General features: G+C 67.1%; 8 protein-coding genes. 2 read left to right on the forward strand and 6 right to left on the reverse strand.

The annotated features are described in order from the left end of the window. Nucleotides 1–87: 87 nt before the first annotated feature. Nucleotides 88–1,122 (reverse strand): histone deacetylase family protein, encoded by a 1,035-nt coding sequence (locus ABE459_RS25330; RefSeq protein ID WP_323833870.1) that lies wholly within the window; start codon nt 1,120–1,122, stop codon nt 88–90. A gap of 121 nt (nt 1,123–1,243) precedes the next feature. On the opposite strand from ABE459_RS25330, the gene ABE459_RS25335 reads away from it, so the two are divergent. Continuing rightward, a complete protein-coding gene (locus tag ABE459_RS25335; protein WP_125858146.1) occupies nt 1,244–1,735 on the forward strand; it encodes an Lrp/AsnC family transcriptional regulator in 492 nt (163 codons plus the stop codon). A 95-nt stretch (nt 1,736–1,830) separates the two neighbouring features. Then, nucleotides 1,831–2,697, forward strand: coding sequence for a LysR family transcriptional regulator (locus ABE459_RS25340; RefSeq protein ID WP_323833868.1), 867 nt, complete (start codon nt 1,831–1,833; stop codon nt 2,695–2,697). On the opposite strand, the gene ABE459_RS25345 is transcribed toward ABE459_RS25340, so the two are convergent. The 5 genes from ABE459_RS25345 to ABE459_RS25365 all read right to left on the reverse strand — a co-directional run bounded on the left by ABE459_RS25345 (nt 2,671) and on the right by ABE459_RS25365 (nt 6,742). Further along, entirely contained in the window at nt 2,671–3,828 is a 1,158-nt protein-coding gene (locus ABE459_RS25345; protein ID WP_323833866.1) for an HPP family protein, read from the reverse strand. The two genes, ABE459_RS25340 and ABE459_RS25345, sit on opposite strands and share 27 nt — an antisense overlap. Before the next feature lie 306 nt (nt 3,829–4,134). After that, nucleotides 4,135–5,454 carry a sensor histidine kinase gene (locus ABE459_RS25350; RefSeq protein ID WP_323833864.1) on the reverse strand — a complete coding sequence of 440 codons (1,320 nt, stop codon included), beginning with the start codon at nt 5,452–5,454 and terminating at the stop codon, nt 4,135–4,137. Further along, a complete protein-coding gene (locus ABE459_RS25355) occupies nt 5,451–6,119 on the reverse strand; it encodes a response regulator transcription factor (protein ID WP_125463500.1) in 669 nt (222 codons plus the stop codon). Before ABE459_RS25355 ends, ABE459_RS25350 begins: the two co-directional genes overlap by 4 nt. Continuing rightward, nucleotides 6,120–6,434 (reverse strand): PepSY domain-containing protein, encoded by a 315-nt coding sequence (locus tag ABE459_RS25360; RefSeq protein WP_125463499.1) that lies wholly within the window; start codon nt 6,432–6,434, stop codon nt 6,120–6,122. Beyond that, nucleotides 6,434–6,742 carry a PepSY domain-containing protein gene (locus ABE459_RS25365; protein WP_110994219.1) on the reverse strand — a complete coding sequence of 103 codons (309 nt, stop codon included), beginning with the start codon at nt 6,740–6,742 and terminating at the stop codon, nt 6,434–6,436. The genes ABE459_RS25360 and ABE459_RS25365 overlap by 1 nt, the downstream gene beginning before the upstream one ends. Between the last annotated feature and the right edge of the window lie 163 nt (nt 6,743–6,905).

Raw genomic sequence — 6,905 nt, forward strand, 5'->3', positions numbered from 1 at the left:
GGTGTTTCCCCCCCCCACCGGGGGGGCAACCCGGGCCCCCCGGTCACCCCGGGGGGCGGGGCGGGCCCCCGCGATGGGGCCTTTGGATCAGCCGCGGGCTTCTTCGAACCCGGTCAGCACGTTCACCGCATTGATGCCGATCTCATCGACCATGTAGCCGCCCTCCATGACGAACAGGGTCGGCACGCCCACGGCGGCGATCATCCGGCCCATGGCCAGGTAGTCCGGGCTGTCGAGCTGGAAGTGGCTGATCGGGTCGTCCTTGAAGGTGTCCACGCCCAGCGATACCACCAGCACCTCAGGCGCATGGCGGCGCAGGCGCGCACAGGCCTGCTCCAGGGCCTGCTGGTAGGCCGCCCAGCGCGTGCCCTTGGGCAGCGGCAGATTGAGGTTGAAGCCCTCGCCCGCGCCTGCGCCAAGCTCGTCGGCGTAGCCGCTGAAGTAGGGATAGGAGTCCGCCGGCTTGCCGTGCAGCGAGACGAACAGCACGTCCGGGCGGTCGTAGAAGATGGTCTGGGTGCCATTGCCGTGGTGGAAGTCGACGTCCAGTACCGCCACCTTTGCCGCCCCGCGGGTCAAGGCATGCTCGGCGGCGATGGCGGCGTTGTTCAGGTAGCAGTAACCGCCCATGTACTCGCGGGCGGCGTGATGCCCCGGCGGGCGGCACAGGGCGAAGGCGGCCTGCTGGCCCTGGTCAAGCAGTTCAAGCCCTGTCAGGGCCAGGTCGGCGCTGGTCTTCACCGCCTGCCAGGTGGTGGCGGTGATCGGCGCGCCGGCATCCATGGCGTAAAAGCCGAGCTGGCCATCGATATGCCGAGGCACCCGCTCGCCGGCCAGGTCGCGCACCGGCCACACCAATGGCAACGCGTCGTGGCTGCGGCCCAGGGCGGTCCACTGCTGCCAGGCCGTTTCCAGGAAGTGCACGTAACGCTCGCTGTGGGCCTTGACGTAGCAGGCGCGGCCGAACGCCTGCGGCGAGACGATATCGCCCAGGCCGACCGTGCGCACCCGGTCGTACACGGTGTCGGCGCGGCTGGGTTGTTCGAACGATGGCTTGAGCACGCCATCCTTGAGTTCGGTGCCATGGTGCAGGCGGTGGTTGGCGCTGAAGACGGTCAACATGCTGGCGAAGCCTGTGTGGTGGTTGATTGACCACTAGGCTATTGCGTCAACGCTGGGTGTTCTTTGCTTTATCGACTCGCAATGTTAGCTTTTCGAGTCTGTTATTTCAGGACTGGCACCCATGGCGAAAAAATTATCCAAGCACGTCGCCCTCGACGATACCGACCGCGCCCTGCTCGCCCTGTTGCAGGCCGACGCCAGCCTGTCCAACGCCGAGCTGAGCGAACGCCTGTCGCTCAGCGTCACGCCCTGCTGGCGCAGGCGCCGACGCCTGGAAGAAGAAGGCGTGATCCGCGACTACCAGGCCAACCTAGACCGCCGCCTGCTGGGCCTGGAGATCCTTGCCTTCGTCCAGGTACGTTTCGCCAGCCACGGCGACAAGGCGCCGGACGACTTCGAGGCGGTGGTGCGCGCGCTGCCCGAGGTGGTGGCCTGCCACAAGATCACCGGTGATGCCGATTACCTGCTGCAAGTGCTGGCCGAGGACCTGGACAGCTACAGTGAATTCATCGAACAGGTGCTGCGCCGCCAGCTGGGGATCGCCTCGATCCAGTCGAGCCTGGCGCTGCGCGAGGTGAAGGCCAGCACGCGGGTGGCGATTCCCGAAGGCTGATGTTGGCAGGTCCCGCCCACTCGCCAGGCCCTATAACGCCCTATTTCGGTGCAAAGCCTCTAGACTAGGCGCCCTTTCCGCCACAGAGCAGCAACATGGACATCGATCAGGCCCGAACCTTCCTGGAAATCGTGCGTTGCGGCAGCCTGGTCGCCGCCGCCGAGCGCCTGTTCGTGTCGCAGACGGCCATCACCGCAAGGGTGCAACGGCTGGAACGGCTACTGGGCTGCCAGTTGTTCGTGCGCAGCCGCAACGGCGCCAGCCTGACCAGTGATGGCGAGGCCTTCGTCAGCTATGCCAACCAGCTGGTGCAGACCTGGGAAGCCGCGCGCCGCGACCTGCCGCTGCCCCAGGGCTGCCAGCAGGTGCTGCATGTGGGCGGTGAGGTGAGCCTGGGCAACCCGATGATGCTCGACTGGGTCAGCGCGCTGCACCGCGAACTGCAAGGCCACGCGATCCGCAGCGAAGTCAGCGACGGTGAGTCGCTGTTGCGCAAGGTGGAGATGGGCCTGCTGGACGCCGCGCTGGTGTACCAGCCGACCTACGGCCCGGGCCTGCAGGTGGAGCAGTTGATGGAGGAGAAGCTGATCCGCATACGCCGGGTGGACCGGCCCGAGCCGTACATCTATATCGACTGGGGCGAGGCCTTCCGCCGCCAGCACGACGCCGCCCTGCCCGAGCTGTCACGCCCGGCGCTGAGCTTCAACCTTGGGCCGCTGGCCCTGCAGTTCATCCTCGACCAGGGCGGCAGCGGCTACTTCCGCACCCGGGTGGTACAGGCCTACCTGCAAAGCGGCGTGTTCGAGCGGGTGCCCGAAGCGCCGGAGTTCACCTACCCGACCTTCCTGGTGTACGCCCGCGAACGCGACAGCGAGGCCCTGCAGCAGTCCTTCGCGGTGTTGCGCCGGCTGGTGGCCGCCGGCGAAAGCGACTGGTCACAGCGCTGGGACCCGCTGATCTGAGCCCTGGGCGGCCGCCGTCAGCAGGTGCCGCTTGAGGCCGGCGATCAGGTCGGTCTGGGTGATGACCCCCACCAGGCTGTCGCCGTCGAGCACCGGCAGGCAGTGCAGGCCCTGCTCGCCGAGCAGTGGTAACAGGCGCTCCAACGGGTGCTGACTGCTCACACTGACCACTCGCCGGCTCATTACCTGCTCCAGGCGCACCGTGTTGCGGCGGAACATGCGACGCCAACTGAAACGCCCGCGCGCCATGGCCGGGCCGACCAGGTCGCTGAGGCTGACGATGCCCACCAGGCGGCCGTTGTCCAGCACCGGCAAGGTTTTCAGGTGGTGGCTGGCGAGCATCTTCCAGGCCTGTTCGAGGCTGGTGCGCGGCGTGGCCGACTGCACATCGCGGGACATCACCGAGCCTGCGGTGATACCGCCAAGGCTGCGTTGCAAGGCATGCTGCTCGGTGGCCAGGATGATCCGCTCCAGCTCGTCGCGGGTCACGTCGACGAACTCGCCGATGTCTTCCAGGGCCTGGTCCAGGTCGTCGGCGTTGATGCCTACGCGCGCGCTGGGCAGCGGGTCATGGGTGTGGTGCAGGTCTTTGCGCGGCGCGGCGCCCTTGGGGTATCGCACGCCGGTGAGGCGGTTGTAGAGCACCGCGACAGCGACCAGGACCAGCGCATTGAGCAGCACCGGTTCGAGCAGGTGGTCGCCCATCGCCACCAGCCCCGGGTCGGCCAGCACCGCACTGACTGCCACGCCGCCACCCGGCGGGTGCAGGCAGCGCAGCAGGCACATCACCAGGGTGGCAACCGCCAGCGCGGCTGCCGCCACCCACAACCCGTCGCCGAAGCCGTGGCGCATGGCCAGGCCCACGGCGCCGGCCAGCGCGTAGCTGCCCAGCACCGGCCACGGCTGGGCCAGCGGCCCGGAATGCACGGCGAACACCAGCACCGCCGAGGCCGCCAACGGGCCAAGCAGGTGCAAGGCAATCGACGGACCGTAGGCCAGGCTGCACAGGTAGCCGGCGAGGAACAGGCCGAGCAGCGCGCCAAGGCCTGCGCGCAGCCATTCTTTGGGGGGGATGTTCAGGGGCGCCGGGAGCAGGCGCCGCAGACGGGTTTCGGGGCGAGAGGCAGGCATCGAAGTAGTGGCGTCGTGTTTTTTTGATTGGAAAAGAAAGCCCAGCGCAAACGCACCTGGGCCCGGTATTGCAAAGGCAATAACGCAAGGGGCTCCGTCCGTGGAGAGATGGAAACCGGAGGGTTTCGTGGGGGGATTGTGCCGGGAGGGCAGGTAGGCCTGCCAATTCAAAAAACTGCGGCTGTACTGCAATTTTTTTGCAGGGTTGATCTGGTCCTCATCGCGGGGCAAGTCGCATCGGCGCACCGCCGCTCCCACGCCGAACGCGGGACACCTCGTGGGAGCGGGCTTGCCCCGCGATGGCGATCAACGACTTTTGCGCGGCAAGTCGATACTCACCCGCAACCCGCCCTGCGGGCTATCCAGCAAGGCGATGCGCCCGCCCCAGGCGTCGACGATATCGCGCACGATACCCAGCCCAAGGCCGTGCCCATCGACCTGCTCGTCCAGCCGCGAGCCGCGCTCGAGCACTTGCAGGCGCTGCGACTCGGGAATGCCGGGGCCATCGTCGTCGACCCACAACTGATAACCCTCTGCGGTCGCCGCCATGCCCACGCGCACCTCGCTGTCAGCCCATTTGCAGGCGTTGTCCAGCAAGTTGCCGAGCAGCTCCAGCAGGTCTTCGCGATCCCACGGCAACAACAGCCCGGGCGGTACGTCGCGTTCCAGCAATAGCCCTTCGCCATGGATCATCGCCAAGGTAGCCAGCAACCCCGGCAGCTCGGCATCGCAGTCGAACTGCGCGCCGGGCAGCGCATCCCCGGCCAGGCGCGCACGGTTGAGCTCCCTGGCCAGGCGCTGCTGGATCTGCTGCAGTTGCTCGCGCATCTGCGCGCGCACCTCGGGCAGTGCCTGCAGGCGCTCGCTGGCGGCCAGGCTGAGCAGCACCGCCAGCGGCGTCTTCAGCGCATGCCCCAGGTTGCCCAGGGCATTGCGCGAGCGGCGCAGGCTGTCTTCGGTGTGATTGAGCAGGTGGTTGATCTGATCCACCAAGGGCTGCAATTCGCTGGGCACCTGGGCATCCAGCTGCGAGCGCTGGCCCTGCTGCAACTGGGCGATCTGCTGGCGGGCGCGCTCCAGCGGGCGCAGCGAGCGGGTCACGGTGATGCGCTGCAGCACCAGCACCAGCAACAACGCCACCAGGCCCATGCCCAGGCCGATCTGCTGCATGCGGCGGAAACCCTCGCGCACTGGCGAATAGTCCTGGGCCACACTGATCGAGATGTCCTGGCCCAGGCGCCGGTAGTCGCCGCGATAGGCCAGCAGTTGCTGGCCCTCGGGGCCCAGCTCATGGCCGTCGTCCAGCCCGGGCCTGGCCGGCTTGGGCATGTCCAGGTCCCAGAGCGAGCGCGAGCGCCAGGTGCCCTGGTCGAAATCGATACGGAAGTAGTAGCCCGAGAAGGGGCGCTGGTAGGCCGCCGATATGCGCCGCTCGTCCAGTTGCAGGCCCGACGGCCCACGCACCAGCGCCACCAGCAGGTTCTCGCTTTCTTTGCGCAGGCCGGTTTCCAGATAACGCTGCAGGCCGGCCTCGAACAGCCACAGCGTGAGTTGCGCAAACGCCAGGCCCACCACCACCAGCACCGCCACCAGCCCCAGGCTCAAGCGCCCCTGGATCGACTTCACGCGCCACTCCCGGCGTACACATAACCCTGGCCACGGCGGGTCTCGATCACGCTGCGCCCGAGCTTGCGGCGCAAGTGGTTGACGTGCACTTCAAGGACGTTGGAATCACGCTCGGTCTCGCCATCGTAGAGGTGCTCGGCCAGGTGGCTCTTGGACAGCACCTGGCCTGGGTGCAGCATGAAATAGCGCAGCAGGCGGAACTCGGCGGCGGTCAGCTGGACGTCGACACCTTCACGGCTGACGCACTGGCGCGATTCATCCAGGTGCAGGCCGGCGGCTTCCAGCTTCGGCTGGTTGGCCAGGCCCTTGGCGCGGCGCAGCAGAGCCTGGATGCGCAGTTGCAGCTCCTCGGGATGGAAGGGTTTGCTCAGGTAGTCGTCCGCGCCGGCCTTGAGGCCTTCGATTCGCTCGGCCCAGGAGCCGCGCGCCGTGAGGATCAGCACCGGGGTGGCGAGGTTGGCCCCGCGCCATTGCGCCAGCACGTCAAGCCCAGGCAACCCCGGCAAGCCGAGGTCAAGGATGATCAGGTCGTAGGGCTCGCTCTGGCCCTGGTACACCGCGTCGCGGCCATCGGCCAGCCAGTCCACCGCGTAACCCTGGCGCTGCAGGGCGGCAATCAGTTCATCGGCCAGGGGCACGTTGTCTTCGACCAGCAACAGGCGCATTCAGTCATCTTCCTCGTCTTTGAGCAGCTCGCCGGAGCGGGCATCGAGCTTGATCTCGCGCACCACGCCCTGGGGGGTCAGCAACTCGACTTCGTATTCGTAGCGGCCGTGCTTCTCTTCCAGCTCCGCCTCCAGCAGACGCGCCCCGGGGTAACGCCCCAGGGCGGTCTCGAGCAGTCGCTCGAAAGGCAGGATGATGCCCTGCTGGCGCAGCGCCAGGGCCTCGTCCTGATCCAGGTCGCGGGCGGCGGCCAGCGAGCACATGCCGAGCAAGGCCAGGGCCAGGCAGCGCGCCGCCTGCGGTAATGCGTTCATCAATTGTCCCGCGCGTCCTTCAGCACTTCACCGGTCTTGGCGTCCAGGTCGACGTCCCATTCGACGTTCTGCGCATCACGCAGTTCGACCTTGTAGATGTAGCGGCCGTATTCGTCTTCGAGTTCGGAGTCGGTGACAGTGGCGCCGGGGTGCTTGGCCACGGCGGCGGCCTTGAGTTCGTCCAGCGACTTGATGGTCTTGGCGTTCACCAGCTTGACCACTTCATCGGGCTGCACGTCCTTGGCGAAGGCGGCGTTGGCACCCAATGCAAGGGCGGCGGCGGTGAACAGGGCAGTCAGGGTTTTCATGGGGTCTCTCCTTGGGGATGAGCAAGTTGTCTACGCAAACAAGACTAACCGGGGGTCCTTAATCCAACCTGAAAACAGCTGGCCGCATGATAGCGCAGATGGGAAGGCAGCCTGTACCGGCCCCATCGCGGGGCAAGCCCGCTCCCACGTCACTGCGCGTGGG

Origin of the sequence: Pseudomonas sp. TWI923, from assembly GCF_039673365.1 — a bacterium.
Taxonomy (GTDB): Bacteria; Pseudomonadota; Gammaproteobacteria; order Pseudomonadales; family Pseudomonadaceae; genus Aquipseudomonas; species Aquipseudomonas sichuanensis.

What these genes read in the sequence shown, in the direction of transcription:
- ABE459_RS25330 (WP_323833870.1), bottom strand. Translation starts at nt 1,122, where the DNA reads ATGTTGACCGTCTTCAGCGCCAACCACCGCCTGCACCATGGCACCGAA.
- ABE459_RS25335 (WP_125858146.1), top strand. Translation starts at nt 1,244, where the DNA reads ATGGCGAAAAAATTATCCAAGCACGTCGCCCTCGACGATACCGACCGC.
- ABE459_RS25340 (WP_323833868.1), top strand. Translation starts at nt 1,831, where the DNA reads ATGGACATCGATCAGGCCCGAACCTTCCTGGAAATCGTGCGTTGCGGC.
- ABE459_RS25345 (WP_323833866.1), bottom strand. Translation starts at nt 3,828, where the DNA reads ATGCCTGCCTCTCGCCCCGAAACCCGTCTGCGGCGCCTGCTCCCGGCG.
- ABE459_RS25355 (WP_125463500.1), bottom strand. Translation starts at nt 6,119, where the DNA reads ATGCGCCTGTTGCTGGTCGAAGACAACGTGCCCCTGGCCGATGAACTG.
- ABE459_RS25360 (WP_125463499.1), bottom strand. Translation starts at nt 6,434, where the DNA reads ATGAACGCATTACCGCAGGCGGCGCGCTGCCTGGCCCTGGCCTTGCTC.
- ABE459_RS25365 (WP_110994219.1), bottom strand. Translation starts at nt 6,742, where the DNA reads ATGAAAACCCTGACTGCCCTGTTCACCGCCGCCGCCCTTGCATTGGGT.